Raw genomic sequence first — 16,438 nt, 5'->3', positions numbered from 1 at the left:
GGTAAATGACATGCCCGACCGCATTTTTTCACTCGCCGCTCTGACGGTGCTCGAACTGTCTCCGCCAGACATGGTGGAAGCCGCCGCCCGTGCTGGCTACAGCCATGTGGGCCTGCGCCTGGTGCCGGCCACCGAGCAGGAGCAGCACTATCCGCTGGTGGCGGACGCCGACCTGCGTCGGCAGACCCAGGCGCGCTTGCGCGACACCGGCATCCAGGTGCTCGACCTGGAGATCCTGCGCCTCAAGGCCGACACCTGCGTGGCCGATTTCGAACCGATCCTGGCGGTCGGTGCCGAACTGGGCGGCACCGAGCTGCTGGTGGCTGGCAACGACCCGGATGAAGCGCGCCTCACCGCGCACTTTGCCGAGCTGTGCGACCTGGCAGCCGGCTATGGCATCTACCCGCACCTGGAGTTCATGCCCTGGACCGACGTGCGTGACCTGCGCCAGGCCATGCGCGTGGTGGCCAACGCCGACCGGGGCAATGGCTGCGTGCTGGTCGATGCCTTCCACTTCAACCGCTCGCGCTCCTCGCTGGATGACCTGGCGCAGTTGCCGGCGCAGTGCATGCGCTACGCCCAGCTGTGCGACGTCGCAGGCCCGGTGCCCGCCGACATGGACGAAATCCTGCGCCAGGCGCGCAATGAACGGCGATTCCCGGGGGAGGGCGATGCTGATCTGGTGGGCCTGCTGCGTGGCTTGCCGGCGACCGTGCCATTGAGCCTGGAGATCCCCACTCGGCAGCTGATGGAACAGGGCATCAGCGCAGAACTGCGGGCTCGCATGGCGCTGGAGAAGGCCAAGGCCGTACTCGCCAGAGTCTGAGCCCATGGCACGGGTTACGCCTGTGAGAGCCGGCAAGCCGGCCTCTCACAGGGCTGTCTCGAGCACAAGGCAACGTCGCACCCCGTGCTGATGGTGTCGCCCAGAGCATGATGGCAACCATTCAACCCGGCTACCCTGCCACCCTGTCAAAGGCCTAATCCTCGAACACCCACCACCCGATCCCATGGAAGCACTGTACATGCCTATCGACTTCAGACCCGCTCAAGCGTCGGACGCGCATGATATTGCGCGATTCTTTCAACTGACATCGGAGGGCATGGCCGATTACATCTGGAGCAAGCTTGCCGCACCTGGCGAAACATTGCTGAGTGTCGGTGCGTCTCGCTATGCCAGGGAGCAGGGCGACTTTTCCTACAAGAACTGCCTGATGGCCACTTTCGAAGGGCGCGTCATCGGCATGATGCATAGCTATGCCTTGCGCGAGACCCTTGACAGGCCCATCGAGACAGACCCGGTCCTCGCGCCTTATTCCGACATGGAAATACCCGATACCTTATACATATCCAGCCTGGCTCTGGATGAGGCTTGGCGCAGCCAGGGGCTGGGGGGGCAGTTTCTTCGCCACGCCCAACAGCGCGCCGAGGACGCTGGCCTGGATGGGCTATGCCTGATCGATTATGCCGAAAACCACGGCGCACGCCGCTTCTACGAACGTCATGGTTTTCAGATTGTGAAAACCTGCCAGATCGTTGCGCACCCAATGCTGGGCGTAACCGGTGAAGCCTATTTGATGTATCGCCCTAGCCACAACGTACTCGAGAAAAAACCATGAACAAGAAGCTGACCGTGTTCCGCGAACTGGATATCCAACCGGTACGCGACCTGCCCTTTTTTGAAGAGGTCGTGGAAGGCACCCCTCATACGCTGACGTCCAAGTACTATCACGATGAACAGCAAGGTCGGATTTCCGGAGAATGGGAAGCCAGCATCGGAGCGTGGCGCATCGATTACAAAGTCTGGGAGTTCTGCCATGTTCTGAGTGGATGCTGCGTCATCGAGCTTGAGGGTTGTGCCCCCGTCACACTGGCCGCTGGCGACACGTTCATTATCGAACCGGGCGCCAAAGGCAAGTGGACCGTGCTGGAAGACATGAAAAAGAACTTCGTGATCCTCTTGCCCGCGAGCTAGAGACGAGGTCGCGTTTCGTCGAGCGCGACGCAAGGACAGTTCGCATGCTAACCCGCTGGCGGCGTTCGAATGTTTCGTGGCGCCTGCTTCGCAAAGAGTGGTGCTGACCAACTATCGATGCGCTGCCCTTAGTCCGAGCGGCAGCAGTGGATCTTTGAGAAGCGCAATATGGCGCAAGGCGGGAGAAGATTGGCAGATGGCATTCCACCAAGGAACGGCAAGGGCAAGAGAATAAAAAACAGCTGGCAGTACCACGCAGCAGTTGAATGGCCGCTATGGGTGCTTGAAATGATCCCTGATTAGGTCCGCAAGACCACAAATAGGACGACTGGCATGATCCACCGACTGGAGTCGCACCGCGAACTCGGGCAGTGTCGGTAGCCCACAATCTGCTAGTGACAGGATGATATCTTCAGGCGCGAGACTCCGCAGCCAAGGTGTTACTGCAAGCCCATTGCGAACCATGGTCAATGTAGTATCGGCTGATGTATTTTCGAACACCATCTTTCCGACGATACCTTCTTCGCCGAGACGCTGAAAAACGGTATCACGAAAGGCGCAATTCGCGGTCAGGAAGCACAGCGCCAACGGCCGCTGTGCTGCTGTCGCCTCGCTGCCCAACCATACCAATTGATCCACAGCCAGCCTTTCGCCCAATTCGACGTCGACCGGGCCCTGACTGAGTACCAGATCGAGTTTTCCATTGCTGAACGCCTGGTCGAGATCCGTCGAGGAAGCGCTGAAAATCTTTACCCCTACCCTCGGAAAGACAGTACTAAAAGCTTTAAGTAAGGGGGCAAGCGGGGCTCCGGCCATATCGAAAGGGAGCCCTAGGCGCACCGAGGCGGCTGTTTCCCTACCGCCAATAGATGTACAGAAAGCGTCATGTATCCGCAGAAGGCGACGGGCATCTGGCAGCAACGATATTCCTATTGAGGTCAAACGACTGCCCTGTGTGTCACGCAGTAATAACTGACAGCCGAGGAATGCCTCCAGGCGCTTGATTCGCTGGCTCACAGCTCCTTGAGTCAGATGTAGATTGACTGACGCAACGCTCATGCTTCCCGTATCTGCCACCTCGACAAAGGCTCTGAGCAGCGCCAGATCGAGGTTGTGAGCTTTATTCATATCATGCCATTAGCAACGTTAATGCCGGTATTGTATTTCGTCGCTACTCAGAATTCACGGTTTTCTTTAGATTGCAGGGCTCGGACTGACTAACAGGCAGAAGCAAGAGTATGATAAAAACTTTAGATAGCATTAACCTACGAAGTGAACTGGATGCGCTCAGAGAATACTGGAAGCCGCGAGTCCTTGGTCGCGTCAATAATCAATTCGTCAAAATTGCAAAACTGAAGGGAGAATTCGTCTGGCATGCTCACGAACATGAGGACGAGATGTTTTCAGTGATCTATGGCACGCTTCGTATTCAGCTCGAAGATCGCACCATTGTCTTGAATGCAGGAGAGTTTTGCGTAATTCCCAAGCAGATGCGACACAAGCCGATCGCCGAGGATGAATGTGCGGTGATGATTATTGAAACTGATACCACACTCCATACCGGCGGAGTAAATTCGCCACTTACAGTCTCGATAGATGATCAGTTGTATCCAACCTGATCCAATACAGCGGCCACGTTTTCGCGGTCGAGGTTAAGATGCATGGTCAGATCTTAGCTGGGCGCATTCAATCATGCTGGGGGTAACCATTTCGACTTCTGGCTGCCTACCCGCGTAAGAGATCTTCGGTGAACGCGCATGGCGACTATGACCGTTCCTAGGCCTCGGCAAATGGCCGCGTAAGAAGCCAGAGCACCCAAGCAGCGCTCTGTCGTCATGAATGTCGGGAGGGAGCCCGGCCTCGTCGGACGCCGGGCTTAGCTACATCAGAAGGGCTTGGTAGGCAGGTACTTGCCGTCCAGGGTGATCACAGCACGGTGGCCACCGTCCGGATCTTCGACCTTCTTGATGTCCAGCTTGAAGTTGATGGCACTGATGATGCCGTCGCCGAACTTCTCGTGAACCAGCGCTTTGAGCGTGGTGCCATACACCGACATCATTTCGTAGAAACGGTAGATTGTGGGGTCGGTCGGCACGCCGTCGAAGAAGCTGCCGCGAATTGGCATCGACTGCAGCAGCGCAACTTGGTCGGCATCGAGGTCGAGTTTCTCGCCTACCACCTTCGCGGCGCTTTCAGGCAGCGGATGCTGGCCGAGCAGGGCTGCCGTGACGAAGGCTTCGGACAAGCCGGTGCCGTCAACGATCTCGGCGAAGGACAGGTCCTTGCGGGCTTTGGCCTGGATGATGATTTCGGTCAGTTCCTGGCGAGCGCTGCGGGTAGCTTGAGTCTGGATCATGGTGAATCTCCTGGGTAAGAAAAAGGTGCAGGTACAGGTTTCAGGCAACGTGCCTGGCTTGTTGGGAAACGGCGTGGACTTCTGGGTTTTCAGCGAGGGACACGAAAACGCCGGTGCTGCCATCAAAGGCGTCGATACGGCCGGTCTCGATGTCGTAGATCCAGCCATGCAGGGTCACGCGGCCCTCTTCGAGCGCCAGGCGAACGGAGGGGTGGGTCTGGATGTTGGCCAGTTGCGCGATGACGTTTTCACGCACCATGGAGGTGACTTTGCTGGGTGTGTCCGCGTGCTGGCGGGCCTCGTTGACCACCTTGGCCGAGTCGGCGTAGCGCAACCAGCCGGCCACGGCAGGCATGTGATCCAGGCACTTGCAGGTGGCAATGGCGGTCATCGCGCCACAGTCGGAGTGGCCGCATATGACGATGTCTGCAACGTTGAGCCCGGCGACCGCGTATTCGACAGAGGCCGAAACACCACCCGGCTCTGGCCCATAAGACGGCACGATATTGCCGGCGTTGCGGATTACAAACAGATCGCCAGGCTCACGTTGGGTCACCAGTTCAGGCACCAGTCGGCTGTCGGAGCAGGAGATGAACAGCGCCTTTGGGGCCTGCTGGTTGGCCAAGTCCTTGAACAGTTTGACGCGTTCAGGAAGGGCGTTTTTTTGAAACTTCAGAAATCCGTCGATGATCGCTTTCATGGTGGCTGTCTCAATGTCGCTGGGTGTGAGACAAAGATTAAGCAGTGCATGACATAAGGTAAAAGTCTGATTTATTATGGTATGGATCAGATTATCTTATGGGTTTAGGCATGCTCGCTCGGCACATCCAATACTTCCTCGCAGTGGCTGAACATCTGAGTTTCACGAAGGCTGCAGCGGCGCTGCATGTATCCCAGCCGGCGCTTTCGCAGCAAGTAAGGCAGTTGGAAGAGAGCCTTGGAGCGCAGTTGTTCGACCGTTCTGGCCGCACAACGCGTTTAACTGACGCGGGGGAGGTGTATCTGCTTTATGCACGCCGGGCGCATCAGGAATTGCAGGAAGCCAAAAGCGCCATACATGACGTCAGCGACCTCAGCCGTGGCTCATTGCGTATTGCCGTGACGCCAACGTTCACTACCTATCTGGTAGGGCCACTGATCGAGGCGTTTCACTCAAGGCACCCTAAAATCACCGTCAACCTGAAAGAGCTCTCCCAGGAGCGCATCGAGGAACTGCTGTTGGCGGGGGAGTTGGACGTAGGGATTGCATTCGATGAAATAAATACACCGGATATCGAAGCCATCCCATTACTGAACGAAACGCTCGCTTTGGTTGTGAGCCGCAGGCACCCCCTGGCCGGGGAGCGCTCCATTACTTCACACGGCCTGAGTACTGAGTCTTTGGTTCTGCTCAGCACAGAGTTTGCCACGCGCGAACAAATCGACCGCTACTGCCGCAAATATGAGATTCGCCCTAAGGTTCAGATGGAGGCCAATGCCCTAGGCGCAGTGATTGAGATCGTTCGCCGGACGAAGCTCTCCACTTTATTGCCTGCGAAGATTGCGCTGGCCCATGACGACCTGGTGGCCATCACCCTTGAGCCGGAACGCCTGCAGCGAAAAGCCGTGCTTATGCGCCGAAAAGAAGCATTTCTGAGCGCGGCGGTGCGAGCTTTCATTGAGCTGGCTAAAGAAGTAGCCAGCGAGCTGAATGTCTCCTAAAACAAAAAACCTGATCCTTCAACGGAGAAGGATCAGGTCAGGGATGACTTACAGGCCCAGCTCACTCAGGCCTGGGTGATCATCCGGGCGGCGACCCAGTGGCCAGTGGAACTTACGCTCGCTTTCCTGGATGGGCATATCGTTGATGCAGGCGAAGCGGCGGTGCATCAAGCCGTCGGCTTCAAACTCCCAGTTTTCATTGCCGTAGGAGCGGAACCAGTTGCCCGAATCGTCGTGCCACTCGTAGGCGTAACGGACGGCGATGCGGTTGTCGGTGTAGGCCCAGAGCTCTTTGATCAGGCGGTAGTCCAGCTCTTTTTTCCACTTGCGAGTGAGGAAGCCCTGCGCTTCTTCGCGATTGTTGGCAAATTCGGCTCGGTTGCGCCACTTGGTGTCCAACGTATAGGCAAGTGCAATTTTCTCAGGGTTGCGAGTATTCCAACCGTCTTCTGCGAGCCGAACCTTTTCAATTGCCGATTCGCGAGTAAATGGAGGAAGTGGCGGACGAGCTTGTTCGTTGGACATGGGGGTGCCTCCAATGTTTTGGATATTTCAGTTGAGTGGGTATTACCTGGAGTTCAGGTGCTTACGCGCTGTACTTCTTTGAGAAGTAGCTTGGCGACTTGCCTTGCACTTTCCAGTGCTGTGAAGTCTCCCATCACGCGGGCGACAGTTATTGTGCCTTCTATCAGCACGAAGAGTTGCTTGGCCAACACGACCGGATCTTCGACATCTAGCGTGTTGGTCAGCTCTAGCGTGTAGTCCAGAAGCTTTTGTTTATGCAGCTTTGCGATCAGTCGAACCGGGTCGTCTGCGTCGCCAACCTCGCCGGCTGTGTTGATGAACGCACAGCCGCGAAAACCGTCAGATTCGAACCAACTTTTGAGCACATCAAAAATGCCAAGAATGCGTTCTTGCGGCGTTCGTGCTTTTTCGCATTCATCCCTGAACCACTGCATCCAACGTATATCGCGTGCATTTAATGCCGCTGCCGCGACATCGTCTTTGGTCGCAAAATAGCGATAAATACTTTTCCGTGCTACGCCCGAAGTCTTTACCAATAGGTCCATGCCGGTGGCGTGAATCCCGTTTTCGTAAATCAGCTTCTCGGCAGTGGCCAGAATTTTTTCGCGTGTATCGGTCATTGGCTTGTTCATGTAGCTAGGGTAGAACGATCGTTCTCCCTGGTCAAGCAGCCTTTGAACTTTTGTTGCTCCGTTGGAATTCATCGCGATTTTTGTAGGAGCGCCGCACCGCCGCTCCCACAGGAGTCGTGGTTAGCTTGCAGGCCGCTTTTGGTCGGTGGCAGAGAACGGTCGATAACTGCCGGTCGCGAATGACCGCTTTCGACCCAAAGCTGCCCTTCGCGACAGGTAGCTATCGGCCTGAAGCGGTAGCTCAAGTTCAACAGGGCTTGCGTATCACATACGGAAATCCATATATTTGGTTTTCCATATGTAAGGTGAAGCCATGTTCACTCCACCCGAAGTCTTCAAGAACCTGGCCGACGAGACCCGCGCTCGCGCCACTCTGCTAATCGCCAGCCTTGGCGAACTCTGCGTCTGCGAGCTGATGTGCGCGCTGAACGACAGTCAGCCGAAGATCAGCCGTCACCTGGCACAGCTGCGCAGCAGTGGCCTGTTGCTGGATCGCCGCCAGGGTCAGTGGGTGTATTACCGCCTCAACCCCGAACTGCCCGCCTGGGTGCACGAGATGCTGCAGACCACCCTGCAGGCCAACGCGCAATGGCTGGCCGACAACACCCTTCGCCTGCAGAACATGGACGGCCGCCCCGTTCGTGACGCTGCCTGCTGCTGATCATCACCGAGCGAGATATTCATGCTGGTCGCCATTGCCGTCTTTGTTTTCACCCTCATCCTGGTCATCTGGCAGCCCAAAGGGCTTGGAGTCGGCTGGAGCGCCGCTCTCGGAGCCCTCATCGCCCTGGCGGCGGGTGCCGTTTCCCTGCACGACATCCCGACTGTGTGGGCCATAGTCTGGAATGCCACCGCTACCTTCATCGCCGTCATCATCATCAGCCTGCTGCTGGACGAGGCCGGTTTCTTCGAGTGGGCGGCCTTGCACGTGGCGCGCTGGGCGAACGGCAGCGGCTATCGCCTGTTCGCCTTCTGCGTACTGCTCGGTGCCGCAGTCTCGGCACTGTTCGCCAACGATGGTGCGGCGCTGATCCTCACGCCTATCGTCATGTCGATGCTGCTCGCGCTGCGTTTCTCACCTGCTGCGACGCTGGCCTTCGTCATGGCCGCAGGCTTCATCGCCGATACGGCGAGCCTGCCGCTGGTGGTCTCGAACCTGGTGAACATCGTCTCGGCTGACTACTTCAAGCTGGGTTTCAGCGAATACGCCTCGGTGATGGTGCCGGTGAACCTCGTCAGCGTGGCCGCAACCTTGCTGGTGCTGTTCGTGTATTTTCGCAGTGACATACCGAAGCAGTACACGGTCGCGGCCTTGAAGACGCCGAGCGAGGCGATTCATGACCGCGCGACTTTCAACGTCGGAGGCTGGGTGTTGCTGGTGTTGCTGATCGGCCTGTTCGCCCTGGAACCCCTGGGTATCCCGATCAGCGCGGTAGCCGCGGCTTGTGCGGCGGTCCTCTTTGCCGTCGCCGCTCGTGGGCATCGCATTTCGACCCGCCGGATACTGCGCGAAGCGCCCTGGCAGGTGGTGATCTTCTCCCTTGGCATGTACCTGGTGGTCTACGGCCTGAAGAATGCCGGCCTCACCGATATGCTCACCCACCTGCTGGATCGGCTTGCGCAGCAAGGGCTGTGGAGTGCCGCCATCGGCACCGGGTTGATTGCTGCATTGCTGTCCTCGGTCATGAACAACATGCCCAGCGTGCTGGTCGGCGCCTTGTCGATCCAGGCCAGCGAGGCGCAAGGGCTGGTGCGTGAGGCGATGATCTACGCCAACGTCATCGGCTGCGACCTCGGCCCGAAAATCACCCCCATCGGCAGCCTCGCCACGCTGCTCTGGCTGCACGTGCTGGAGCGCAAAGGCATGCGCATCACCTGGGGTTACTACTTCAAGGTCGGCATCCTGCTGACGCTGCCGGTTCTGTTGATCACCCTTTCGGCCCTGGCATTGCGCCTGAGCCTCTGACATCCGCCACGAAGCGGAGGAGCCCCCATGCGAGTCCTGTTCATGTGCACGGCCAACAGCTGCCGCAGCATCCTTTCCGAGGCCATGTTCAATCACCTGGCACCTCACGGATTTGAAGCCGTCAGTTCCGGCAGTTTTCCGAAGGGCCAAGTGTTGCCTCGCAGCCTGACCACCTTGCAGCATGCCGGCATCTCGACCGATGGGCTGAGCAGCAAGGGCAATGACGCGTTCGAGGCTTGCCCTCCTGACATCGTCATTACCGTGTGCGACAAGGCTGCCGGCGAAGCTTGCCCGGTGTATTTCGGCCCTGCACTGAAGTCGCACTGGGGGCTTGAGGATCCGTCCGATGTCGTGGGTGACGAGGCGTCGGTCGACGCTGCGTTCGGCGCCACGCTGGCCCGCATCGAGTCACGCTGCCAGGCCTTCTTCGCACTGCCTTTCGATCACCTCGACCGTGAACAGCTCAAGCATGAGCTGGATCGCATCGGTACGCTTTGAGCAGGAGGAAACATGTCCGAGCAACTGCCTAATCTCGACCTCGCGCTGTTCGATGTGCCGCCAGCGGCAACCCGTTCCAGCGAGCACAAACCGCGCATCCTGCTGCTGTATGGATCGACCCGCGAACGCTCCTTCAGTCGCTTGCTGGTGGAAGAAGCCGCACGCCTGCTTGAGCACTTCGGGGCCGAGACGCGGGTGTTCAATCCGTCGGGCCTGCCGCTGCCTGACGATGTACCTGTCGAGCACCCCAAGGTGCAGGAACTGCGTGATCTGGTGCAGTGGTCGGAAGGCCAGGTGTGGTGTTCACCAGAGCGCCATGGTGCGATGTCCGCAGTGTTCAAGGCGCAAATCGACTGGGTCCCCCTGGCGCTGGGTGCGGTTCGCCCTACCCAAGGCAAGACCCTGGCGGTCATGCAGGTGTGTGGCGGCTCGCAGTCGTTCAACGTGGTCAACCAACTGCGGGTGCTTGGCCGTTGGATGCGGATGTTCACCATCCCGAACCAGTCCTCGGTACCCAAGGCCTACCTGGAGTTCGACGACGCTGGGCGGATGAAGCCATCGCCATACTACGACCGCCTGGTGGATGTGATGGAGGAACTGGTGAAATTCACCGTCCTGCTGCGCGACCGCCAGGAGTTCCTGGTGGATCGCTATTCGGAGCGCAAGGAAAGCGCCGAGCAGCTTTCCGCCCGCGTGAACCAACGCTCGATCTGAGGTCGCCATGACAATTGAAATCAGAGAAGCACAGCCCGAGGACGCTGCAGCGATCCAGACCATCTACGCACCGGTAGTGACCGGCACGGCGATCTCTTTCGAGGAAGTACCGCCGACTGTCGAGGAGGTGCGCCAGCGCATTGTCACGACCCTGCAGACCTACCCGTACCTTGTTGCAGAGCGCGATGGGCGTCTGGTTGGCTACGCTTACGCCAGCCAGCACCGGGCACGTGCAGCATACCGCTGGGCAGTGGATGTCACTGTCTATATCGCGAGCGCAGAGCGCCGCTCCGGTGTTGGCCGCAGCCTCTATTCCAAACTGCTCCCTATCCTCGCCCGGCAGGGATTCAATGCGGCCTACGCCGGCATCGCGCTACCCAACGCTGGAAGCGTCGGTTTGCACGAGCGGCTGGGCTTCCGGCACATCGGCACGTTCCCCCAGGTCGGTTTCAAGCTGGGCCAGTGGCACGACGTAGGTTACTGGCGCCTGGAGCTGGGTGCGTCGATTAGCTCGCCTGCAGCACCTCTGCGCTACCCGGAAATTGCCGGCTGAGCGTCCGCTAAGGGTCGAAATCTGCCGTTCGCGACAGACCGCTCAACCCCAAAGTGGACAATGTCGGGATAGTGCCTGCGGTCTGCTTGCCGGGAGATTGGGTGAAGGCTGCCAAGTGTTTGTCTCGTGTTCTGAGTTGATGCACAGATCGAGCGCCGCCCGCGCGGCGCTCGATCTAACAGGCGCCAAACAACGCAAGGCGTACAGCCAAAAAAAGGGCCCTTCAGGGCCCCACCGAGGTAACTGGGGTTCGCGCTTACTGGGTTTCGATCTTGCGCGGCGCCATGAAGTACATCCAGATCAGCGCCAGGAAGTACATGGCTGGGATCATGGTGAACAGCACGGCATAGTTGTTGTTGGTCGCCATCAGCACGCTGCCGACGATCTGTGTCATGAACATCCCGCCAATCGCCGCGCACATGCTGGCGAAGCCGAACACCGTGCTGATCAGGTGCTTGGGCGTGTAGTCCATCACCAGGCTCCAGATGTTCGCGGTCCAGGCCTGGTGTGCGCCGACTGCCAGGGCGATGGCCAGCACCGCGATCCACAGGCCGCTGGCATGGGCGGCGAAGGTCACGCTGACCATGGTGCAGGCAAAGATCAGCATCGAAACCAGGCGTGCGGTGGTGGCGCGCACGCCGCGGCCGATCAGCCACGAGGACAGGATGCCGCCGCCGATGCTGCCGAAGTCGGCGGTCAGCCAGATCAGCATCAGCGGGATGCCCATCTGGGTCACGCTGATCCCTAAGTTGTACTGCTGGTTGAGGAACGGCGGCAGCCAGTACAGGTAGAACCAGAACACCGGCGCAGTGATCGCGTAGGCCACGGCAAAGGCCCAGGTGCCACGCATGCCGAGGATGCGGCTGAAAGGCAGGCGCGCCACCTCCGGCTCGACCTCCTGCTGGATGTAGTCGAGTTCGCTCTGGCGCACGCTTGGGTGCTCTTCCGGGTTGAAGTACTTCAGGCCCCAGAACACCAACCAGACCAGGCCCAGGCAGCCCATGGCGATGAACGCGGCCTGCCAGCCCCAGACGGTCAGAATCAGGGGCAGCAGGGCCGGGGTGACCATGGCGCCGACGTTGGTGCCGGCGTTGAACAGGCCGGTGGCGATGGCGCGCTCGCCGGCAGGGAACCACAGGCGCACGGTCTTCACGCAGGCCGGGTAGTTGGCCGCTTCGGTCAGGCCGAGGATGAAGCGGCAGACCATGAAGCCGGCAGCCGAGGTGGCCAGCCCGTGGGCGCCGGTGGCCAGGCTCCACAGCAGCACGGCGGCGAAGAAGGCGCGCTTGACGCCGACCTTGTCGATCAGCCGGCCTTGCAGCACGAAGCCGACGGCATAGCCGACCTGGAACCAGAAGTTGATGTTGGCGTAGTCCATCGCCGTCCAGCTCATGGCCTTGGCCAGTTCCGGTTGCATGATGCCGAGCGCGGCGCGGTCGATGTAGTTCAGGGTGGTGGCGAAGAACACCAGGGCGAGCATGCCCCAACGGGTCTTGCCGACGGCGAAGGCGCCACGGATCTTGTCGCCGATGCCGGCGGATGGCATGCGTGCGCTGGCGGTGGTGAGCTTGGAGTGGTTCATATCCTGGTCGTTTCTTGAAATTGTAATGAACGGCTTTTTCTCGAACGTGACCTGGCCCCAGGCAGGGGGTACACGCAAGGCCGGTGCATGGTGAGCAGTGAATCGGCGACCGTCAATTCGCTGGAGGGGGCTATTGTTCGATAACCGAACAATTGCGAACCCCGCTCACGCGCTGGCCAGCGCCTTGCCGGCCAGATAGCCGAAGGTCATGCCCGGCCCCAGGGTGATACCACCGCTAGGATAATGTCCGGCCATCACGCTGTGCATGTCGTTGCCGACCGCGAACAGGCCGGGTATCGGTTGCTGCGCGTGATCGAGCACGCGAGCCGAGGCATCCGTGTACAGGCCGGCGAAGGTGCCGAGGCTACCAGGCAGCAGCTTCACCGCATGAAAAGGACCGTGCAGCAAGGGGCGCAACGAGGGGTTCGGCCTCTGCAGCGGTTCTCCCTGGGCCCTGTTGTAAGCCGAGGCGCCGCGCTGGAAGGCCGGGTCTGCGCCCAGTGCGGCATGGCGATTGAAGTCGGCCACGGTGTGTTGCAGTTGCGTGGCATCGATCCCGCAGCGCTGCGCCAGTTCTGCCAGGGATTGGCCGCTGAACAGGTAGCCGCGGCGCTGATAGAAGCCGGTCGGGAACGGGAACGGCTTGGCCCAGCCGATGCCGTAGCGCCGTTGCGCGGCATGGTCGCAGATCAGCCACGCCTCGTGCGGTTCGCCCTGCGGCGTGGCGGCGAACAGCGCATTCATGAAGTCGTGGTAGCAGTCGGATTCGTTGACGAAGCGGCGGCCATCACGGCGCACGGCGATGAAGCCGGGCTTGGCGCGGTCGATCAGGTGCGGAAAGTGGCCAACGCTGCCGTCACGGCGCGGCACCCGCGAGACCGGCGCCCAGGCGCCGGCATGGGCAAGCGCGGGGCCAAGCCGGGCGCCGACCTGTTCACCCAGGCGCAGGCCGTCACCGGTGTTCTGCGGTGGCGCGGCCGAGTGATGCTGAGTACCATCGGGCGCATGGCGCATCAGCCGGGCAATGCGCTGGGGATCGTGGGCAAAGCCACCACACGCCAGCACCACGCCACGGCGTGCACGGACCACCTGGCCATCGGCGAACTGGGCGCCGTCGATGCGCCCATTACCGAGCAAGCGAGTGGCCGGCTTGTCGGTGAGCACGGTCACGCCAAGGTCCAGGGCGCTGCGCAACAGGCGGGCGACCAGGGCGTTGCCGTTGACCAGATGCAGACCGCGCCGATGCAGCAGCAGGTCACGGCCATGGCGCAGCAGGCGCTTGCCAACGTGCAGGGCAGCGTTCGGCGAGTGGCGGGCGTTGAAGAAGGCGGCCATGTCCGCGCCACCGGCGATGCCCATGCCCGCCAGGCTGACGATGTCCAGTGGGGGGCGGAGCGTGTGCAGCCATGGGCCAAGCAACCGACCGTCGAACGGCAGCGCGCACAGCGAGCGCCCGCCACGTGCGCTGCCGTCGCCTTCACGCATGTCGGGCATCTTGCTGCCGGACTGGAACTGCACGGCGGTGTGCTGCTGGAAGAACGCCACCATCTCCGGGCCATGGCGCAGGAAGGCTTGCTGGCGAGGGTCCAGTTCGGCGACCTGGGTCTGGGCGCGCAGGTAGCGTTCCGCTGCGTCGTCGGTTTCGACATTGCCTTCGGCGACGGCCAGCGGGTTGCGCGGAATCCACAGCCAGCCCCCCGACCAGGCACTGGTGCCGCCAAGCTGGGCGGCCTTTTCCGCGACGATCACCTGCAGGCCGTGATGCGCGGCGGTAACGGCGGCCGCCAGGCCAGAGGCACCGGAGCCGATGACAAGTACGTCACACGCGAGGGGTTGCATGAATAGATCCTTATGCAGTCAGGCACGGTCATTGTGGGAGCGGCGCTAGTCAGAGGTGAGGGTTATCGCAGCGGCGAAAAAACCGTGGGCCGCAGCAGCCGCGAGTGCAGCTGCAGCACCGCGCCCAGCTCCCGATTGCGCCGCGAGAACTCTGCCCAGCGTGGGTCGGCGGCCATCGCGGCACGGCGTGCCATGCGTTCGTCGAGGCTGGCGTAGGCCCACATATGCACCACCTGGTTGACCTCGCCGAATTCGGTGGTGAAGAAGCCCACCAGGTTGCCCAGGTGCTCGCTCTGCACTTCCAGCGCATGGCTCTGGTACAGGGCCAGCCAGTCGGCCATCTTCAGCGGGTCGACTGTGTAGGTTCTCAGTTCGTAGTACATGCAGGTTTCTCCTGGTGGGTTGCGGGCGCCTGCAGGCGCTCGGCGATATGGCCGGCTGCGATCCAGCCGAAGGTGAGGGCGGGGCCGAGGGTGATCCCGGGGCCGGGGTAGGTGCCGTTCATCATTGAGTTCATGTCGTTGCCCACGGCATACAGCCCGGCAATCGGCGCGCCGCTATGGTTCAGCACATTGGCATTGGTGTCGGTTACCAGGCCGCGCGCCGAGCCGAGATCACCGGTATGGATTCGGATGGCGTAGTACGGCGCCTTGGTCAGTGGCGCCAGACAAGGGTTGGGCTGGTGCTGAGGGTCGCCCATGTAGCGGTTGTAGCTGTTGCCGCCTTTGCCGAATTCACGGTCGATGCCGTTGCGGGCATCGGCATTGAAGTGCTCCAGCGTCTGCTGCAGGGCTTGCGAATCGACATCGATGGCCGCAGCCAGGGTTGGCACACTGTCGGCTCGCATCAGGTAACCGGCTGCAATCAGTGCCGAATTGTCCACCGGCTTAGGCCGCGCCAGGCCCAGGCCATAACGGTTCATCGCCTCGGCGTCGCAGATCAGCCAGCAATGGCCGAGGCCGTTGGCGAACATGGTCTGTACGAAGTGGTGGTAGGAATTGGATTCGTTGACGAAGCGCCGCCCGGCCGGGTCGACCGCGATCACGCCAGGCTTGGCGCGGTCGGTGACCAGGTGCGCAAAGCGCTCGCGCTCGCCATTGGCATGGCGCAGCTCGGACACCGGCGCCCAGAAGAAATTGGCCGCCAGGCCCTCGCCCTGGGCAGCCGCCACCGCCTCGCCAAGGCGCAGGGCGGCGCCGTCGTTGGTGGGCGGCGACATGCTCAGGTGTGGCGCCTCGGCATCCGGGCGATAGCGGGCGGCCAGCTGCCCGGCAGCAAAACCGCCCATGGCGCAGACCACACCACCGCGAGCGTGCACCCGAAGCCGTCGGCCTTCGCGCATCACCACCACGCCGGTCACCCTGCCGCGTTCGACGATCAGTTCCTCGGCCTCGCTGCACAGCCACAGTTCTGTGCCGTGGGCGAAGGCACTGCTGGCGAGGCGCGCGATCAAGGCGTTGCCGGTGGTCAGCCGAGTCCCTCGTGGGTGGCGCAGGCGGTCCCGCGCATACCGCGCCATCAGCTTCAGGCAGTGCCACAGTGAGGCGGGTGAGCGGCGCAGGTTGAGGAAGTGCTGGATGTCCACGCGGTTGACCATCATGCCGCCGAACAGCAGCATGCCCGGCGGCGGCATCTTCAGGTCGCTGAAGCGCGAACCGAGGTGGCGACCGTCGTACTCGACCATCTCCAGGGCGCGGCCGAATTCGGTGGCACCCGGTTCGTCGGGGTAATAGTCCGGCGAGTGCGGGCGCAGGCCGTAGCGCAGTTCGGTGTTGTGCTCCAGCCAGCGCAGGGCCTGGTGACCCCGTTCGATGAAGGTATCCACCAGTGCCGGGTTGTAACCTGCGCCGATGATCGTCTTCAGGTAGGTGCGCATGGCCTCGGGGGAGTCCTTGGCACCGGCAGCCTGGGCCTGATCACTGCCGTAGATCCACGCCGCGCCGCCAGAAATCGCCGAAGTACCGCCAAAGCGCTCGGCCTTTTCCACCACCAGCACCTTCAGCCCGCGGCGGGCTGCTGTGGCGGCGGTGGCGAAGCCCCCAGCACCGCTGCCGAGGACCACCAGGTCGAACACCGCTTGTTCGCTAGTGCTCATGG

General features: G+C 61.0%; 19 protein-coding genes. 10 read left to right on the top strand and 9 right to left on the bottom strand.

What is annotated here, in order from left to right; translation table 11 throughout:
* The first annotated feature begins 10 nt into the window (after positions 1-10).
* The 3 genes from ACOKS3_RS17070 (at position 11) to ACOKS3_RS17060 (ending at position 1,975) form a co-directional block, all read left to right on the top strand.
* Positions 11-826 carry a sugar phosphate isomerase/epimerase family protein gene (locus tag ACOKS3_RS17070; RefSeq protein ID WP_422764093.1) on the top strand — a complete coding sequence of 272 codons (816 nt, stop codon included), beginning with the start codon at positions 11-13 and terminating at the stop codon, positions 824-826.
* Positions 827-1,025: 199 nt separating this feature from the next.
* A complete protein-coding gene (locus ACOKS3_RS17065; RefSeq protein ID WP_258035871.1) occupies positions 1,026-1,619 on the top strand; it encodes a GNAT family N-acetyltransferase in 594 nt (197 codons plus the stop codon).
* Positions 1,616-1,975 carry a cupin domain-containing protein gene (locus ACOKS3_RS17060; RefSeq protein ID WP_103447842.1) on the top strand — a complete coding sequence of 120 codons (360 nt, stop codon included), beginning with the start codon at positions 1,616-1,618 and terminating at the stop codon, positions 1,973-1,975. Before ACOKS3_RS17065 ends, ACOKS3_RS17060 begins: the two co-directional genes overlap by 4 nt.
* Before the next feature lie 273 nt (positions 1,976-2,248).
* Here the strand turns inward: ACOKS3_RS17060 and ACOKS3_RS17055 are convergent, their stop codons facing one another.
* On the bottom strand, positions 2,249-3,103 hold the full coding sequence (locus tag ACOKS3_RS17055; RefSeq protein ID WP_422764092.1) for a LysR family transcriptional regulator: 855 nt from the start codon (positions 3,101-3,103) through the stop codon (positions 2,249-2,251).
* A gap of 110 nt (positions 3,104-3,213) precedes the next feature.
* On the opposite strand from ACOKS3_RS17055, the gene ACOKS3_RS17050 reads away from it, so the two are divergent.
* Positions 3,214-3,594 (top strand): cupin domain-containing protein, encoded by a 381-nt coding sequence (locus ACOKS3_RS17050; protein ID WP_103447840.1) that lies wholly within the window; start codon positions 3,214-3,216, stop codon positions 3,592-3,594.
* Between the two features lie 266 nt (positions 3,595-3,860).
* On the opposite strand, the gene cynS is transcribed toward ACOKS3_RS17050, so the two are convergent.
* Entirely contained in the window at positions 3,861-4,331 is a 471-nt protein-coding gene (gene cynS, locus ACOKS3_RS17045) for a cyanase (RefSeq protein WP_103447839.1), read from the bottom strand.
* A 40-nt stretch (positions 4,332-4,371) separates the two neighbouring features.
* Positions 4,372-5,031, bottom strand: a complete 660-nt coding sequence (locus ACOKS3_RS17040) for a carbonic anhydrase (protein ID WP_422764091.1) — start codon at positions 5,029-5,031, stop codon at positions 4,372-4,374.
* A gap of 110 nt (positions 5,032-5,141) precedes the next feature.
* Between ACOKS3_RS17040 and cynR the strand changes: the two genes are divergently transcribed.
* Positions 5,142-6,032, top strand: coding sequence for a transcriptional regulator CynR (cynR, locus tag ACOKS3_RS17035; RefSeq protein WP_422764090.1), 891 nt, complete (start codon positions 5,142-5,144; stop codon positions 6,030-6,032).
* A gap of 48 nt (positions 6,033-6,080) precedes the next feature.
* Here cynR and ACOKS3_RS17030 read toward each other — a convergent pair whose 3' ends face one another.
* Both ACOKS3_RS17030 and ACOKS3_RS17025 read right to left on the bottom strand, forming a co-directional pair.
* Positions 6,081-6,557, bottom strand: a complete 477-nt coding sequence (locus ACOKS3_RS17030; RefSeq protein WP_103447837.1) for a nuclear transport factor 2 family protein — start codon at positions 6,555-6,557, stop codon at positions 6,081-6,083.
* Between the two features lie 53 nt (positions 6,558-6,610).
* Positions 6,611-7,189 carry a TetR/AcrR family transcriptional regulator gene (locus tag ACOKS3_RS17025; protein ID WP_103447836.1) on the bottom strand — a complete coding sequence of 193 codons (579 nt, stop codon included), beginning with the start codon at positions 7,187-7,189 and terminating at the stop codon, positions 6,611-6,613.
* A 313-nt stretch (positions 7,190-7,502) separates the two neighbouring features.
* On the opposite strand from ACOKS3_RS17025, the gene ACOKS3_RS17020 reads away from it, so the two are divergent.
* Genes ACOKS3_RS17020 through ACOKS3_RS17000 form a run of 5 tightly spaced genes read left to right on the top strand, consistent with a single transcriptional unit; the run spans position 7,503 to position 10,920 of the window.
* Positions 7,503-7,850: a metalloregulator ArsR/SmtB family transcription factor gene (locus ACOKS3_RS17020; protein ID WP_103447835.1), complete on the top strand. Its 348-nt coding sequence runs from the start codon at positions 7,503-7,505 to the stop codon at positions 7,848-7,850.
* Positions 7,851-7,871: 21 nt separating this feature from the next.
* Complete coding sequence (locus tag ACOKS3_RS17015; protein ID WP_422764089.1) at positions 7,872-9,155, top strand: arsenic transporter; 1,284 nt, start codon at positions 7,872-7,874, stop codon at positions 9,153-9,155.
* 27 nt (positions 9,156-9,182) lie between these two features.
* Positions 9,183-9,653, top strand: coding sequence for an arsenate reductase ArsC (locus ACOKS3_RS17010; protein WP_103447833.1), 471 nt, complete (start codon positions 9,183-9,185; stop codon positions 9,651-9,653).
* A gap of 12 nt (positions 9,654-9,665) precedes the next feature.
* Positions 9,666-10,367 (top strand): arsenical resistance protein ArsH, encoded by a 702-nt coding sequence (gene arsH, locus ACOKS3_RS17005; protein WP_103447832.1) that lies wholly within the window; start codon positions 9,666-9,668, stop codon positions 10,365-10,367.
* Positions 10,368-10,374: 7 nt separating this feature from the next.
* The gene (locus ACOKS3_RS17000) at positions 10,375-10,920 is read left to right on the top strand and encodes an arsinothricin resistance N-acetyltransferase ArsN1 family B (protein WP_103447831.1); all 546 of its coding nucleotides are present in this window, start codon (positions 10,375-10,377) and stop codon (positions 10,918-10,920) included.
* Positions 10,921-11,176: 256 nt separating this feature from the next.
* On the opposite strand, the gene ACOKS3_RS16995 is transcribed toward ACOKS3_RS17000, so the two are convergent.
* The 4 genes from ACOKS3_RS16995 to ACOKS3_RS16980 form a co-directional block, all read right to left on the bottom strand.
* The gene (locus ACOKS3_RS16995) at positions 11,177-12,502 is read right to left on the bottom strand and encodes an MFS transporter (protein WP_103447830.1); all 1,326 of its coding nucleotides are present in this window, start codon (positions 12,500-12,502) and stop codon (positions 11,177-11,179) included.
* Positions 12,503-12,667: 165 nt separating this feature from the next.
* Positions 12,668-14,341 carry an FAD-dependent oxidoreductase gene (locus tag ACOKS3_RS16990; protein WP_422764088.1) on the bottom strand — a complete coding sequence of 558 codons (1,674 nt, stop codon included), beginning with the start codon at positions 14,339-14,341 and terminating at the stop codon, positions 12,668-12,670.
* 62 nt (positions 14,342-14,403) lie between these two features.
* Positions 14,404-14,724 (bottom strand): NIPSNAP family protein, encoded by a 321-nt coding sequence (locus ACOKS3_RS16985; protein ID WP_103447828.1) that lies wholly within the window; start codon positions 14,722-14,724, stop codon positions 14,404-14,406.
* Positions 14,709-16,436: an FAD-dependent oxidoreductase gene (locus ACOKS3_RS16980; protein ID WP_103447827.1), complete on the bottom strand. Its 1,728-nt coding sequence runs from the start codon at positions 16,434-16,436 to the stop codon at positions 14,709-14,711. The genes ACOKS3_RS16985 and ACOKS3_RS16980 overlap by 16 nt, the downstream gene beginning before the upstream one ends.
* Positions 16,437-16,438: the final 2 nt, after the last annotated feature.

It is taken from the genome of Pseudomonas sp. HS6-2 (assembly GCF_049325675.2).
Lineage (GTDB): Bacteria > Pseudomonadota > Gammaproteobacteria > Pseudomonadales > Pseudomonadaceae > Aquipseudomonas > Aquipseudomonas putida_N.
Note: the sequence above shows the minus strand (reverse complement) of the source record. Positions and strands in the feature narration are given on the sequence as shown.